A 2710-nucleotide genomic window follows, 5' to 3' on the forward strand; every position below is an offset into this window, starting at 1 on the left:
TGCTGGCGCGGACGACGGCGTACTGGCAGTAGGGCCCGGTCTCGCCTTCGAAGCTGAGCGCCTCCTTGAAGTCGAAAGCGATGAGCGAGCCCTTGGTGAACTTCAGCATGAAGTAGCGCAGCGCGCCCACGGCGATCTGCCGGGCGATGCCGGCTCGTTCCTCTTCGCTCAACTCGGGATGCCGCGGGTCCACTTCTTTCTTCGCCGAAGCGATGAGCGTATCGATGAGATCGTCGGCCTTCACCCCGAAGCCCTTGCGCCCGGAGACCTCGATGGAGGCGCGTGCCCAGTCGTCCTCGGTCAAGGGATAGCCCAATTCGGCGGCGCAGTGCGGCGTAAGCGCCACCGGGCCGTAGGAGAAGTGGGTGTAGCGCTCGGCCTCGTGGGTGAAGCCCATGCTGGCCAGGGCCTCGCGCACGGTGTTCTGGGCCTCGTTCTGCCGCGAGTCGATGACGTTGTAGATGGCGGCCACGCCCCCGAAGTGCGGGTGCTCGGGCTCGCCCGACTCCGCCGAGATCCAGCAGTCGCGCCCGTTGGGATAGCGGTAGAAGCGGCGGTAGCCGAAGTCGCGCCCCAGCAGCCCGAACTTCCACAGGTGGTAGGCGATGTCCTTGCCCACGTAGCCCACGGTGCCGTTGGAGCGCACGATGACCTTGGTGTCTTCCTCGCCCTCCTCGGCCTTGCCCGCCGCCGCCGGGCGCTTCATCACCCAGCAGCCCGCGTTCTTGCCCTGAGACTCCAGGTAGAGCACGCCCTTCTGCTTCATCTGCTCAAAGGCGAGATTCCAGAAGTGCAGGCGGAGGATCTCGCTCTCGCGGGGCAGGAAGTCGTACTCGATGCCCAGGCGGTCCATGGTTTCCAGGTGGCGGCGCAGGACGGCGGTGGAGATGAGCCCGGCGATCTCGGCCAATTCGTTGCCGCCGCGCTCGATCGCGTGCAGGGCCTCGGCGCGGGCGGCGAGGTTGGCCTTGTCCTGCTCGTACCACTGCGAGACGCGGGCGTAGAGGTCCCAGCAGGTGTAGTCCAGGCGCGGGTCGGTGGCGGCCAGCTTCTCGATCTCGGCCTTCGACTTCTTCTCCAGGCGCGTGAAGCCCACCACCACGTCGGCCACCTGCACCCCGGTGTTGTCGATGTAATTCTGGACGTCTACGGGGTAGCCGGCGGCCTGCAGCAAACGCACGAAGGTGTCGCCCAGGATGGCGTTGCGCAGGTGCCCGATGTGCGCCGCCTTGTTGGGATTGATGGAAGTGTGCTCGACCAGGATCTTCTCGCCGGAGCGCTGGACGCGGACCTGGGCGGAGGACGCAGGCTCAGAGCCCGCGGCCAGGGCCGCTGCCAGCTCGCCGCGCTTCATCCGGGCGTTGATGTAGCCGGCGCCCGCGACCTCGAGTTTCTCGAAGCCCTCGACCGCGCCCAGCCCGGCGACGATCTCCTCCGCGATCTTGCGCGGCGGCTTGCGCAGGCGCTTGGCCAGGTCGAAGGAGAGCGGCAGGGCGTACTCGCCCAAGTCCACGCGCGGGGGCTGCTCCACCACCAGTTGCGGCAGGTCGAGCGAGTACTGGCGGCGCAGGAAGTCGCGCATGCTGGCGGCCAGGCGAAGCTGGAAGTCGCGGTACAATCCGGAAGCTCCGTAAGTGACTGAAGAAACGAGAGATTATAGCAAAGCGGCGCGGGCCGCCCGTTTGACGCCCGCGCGCAAGCTGCCTATGATGGGAGCCTCGGCTGGCGGCGCCAACCTCCGACATCTTCCATGCGAATCGCTTACCTCGATTGCTTCAGCGGCATCAGCGGCGACATGTTCCTAGGCGCGCTGCTGGATGCGGGCGTGTCGCCGGCGCTGTTGCAGAAGACGGTGGCGGCGCTGGGCGTGGGGGCGCATCTGGAGATCAGCCGGGCGGAACGCAGCGGCATCCGCGCCACCAAGGTGGATGTGATCGTAGCGGGTGCGAAGGACAAGCCGCGCCGGCAGGGGCACGGCCATGACCATGGGCATCATCGCCACCAGGATTCTCCCGCACAGCCTGGGGCGGCGGTTCCACACGAGCACGGCCGCGGGCTGAAGGAGATCCGCGAGATCATCCGGCACGCCGGGATCAGCGCGGGCGCGAAGAAGACGGCGGCGGCCATCTTTGAGAGGCTGGGCCAAGCGGAGGCGGAGATCCACAACGTCTCGATCGAGAAGATCCACTTTCACGAAGTGGGCGCGGCGGACGCGCTGGCGGATATCGTGGGCGCGGCTGCGGGCGCCGAGGCCCTGGGGGTGGACGAGTGGGTGTGCTCACCGCTGAACGTAGGCGGCGGCACGGTGGAGTGCGCGCACGGGACCTTTCCCGTGCCCGCGCCGGCCACGCTCAAGCTGCTGGCGGGCGCGCCGGTGTATTCCTCGGGGGTCGAGGCGGAGCTGGTCACGCCCACGGGCGCGGCCATCGTGAGCGTGCTGGCCGGCCGCTTCGCTCCCTTCCCTGCCATGAAGATCGAGAAGAGCGGCTACGGAGCGGGCACGCGCAACCTCCACGGCCAGCCCAACGTGCTGCGGCTGACGGTGGGCGAGGCGCAGGCTCGCGCCGAGACTGCGAGCGACCTGGTGGCGGTGCTGGAAGCCAATCTCGACGACCTGAACCCGCAGCTCTTCGGCTACGTGATGGAGCGGGCGCTGGCGGAAGGCGCGCTCGACGTTTTCGGCGCTCCCGTGCAAATGAAGAAGAACCGC

2 protein-coding genes are annotated in these 2710 nt (G+C 68.0%); one reads left to right on the forward strand and one right to left on the reverse strand.

The window, feature by feature from the left end:
- Positions 1–1582, reverse strand: a 1582-nt coding sequence (gene argS, locus VEG08_06650; protein HXZ27663.1) for an arginine--tRNA ligase, incomplete at its 3' end; no start/stop codon positions are given.
- A gap of 168 nt (positions 1583–1750) precedes the next feature.
- Here argS and larC point away from each other — a divergent pair.
- Positions 1751–2710, forward strand: a 960-nt coding sequence (gene larC, locus VEG08_06655) for a nickel pincer cofactor biosynthesis protein LarC (protein HXZ27664.1), incomplete at its 3' end; no start/stop codon positions are given.

This window comes from Terriglobales bacterium, from assembly GCA_035624475.1.
Taxonomy (GTDB): Bacteria; Acidobacteriota; Terriglobia; order Terriglobales; family Acidobacteriaceae; genus DASPRL01.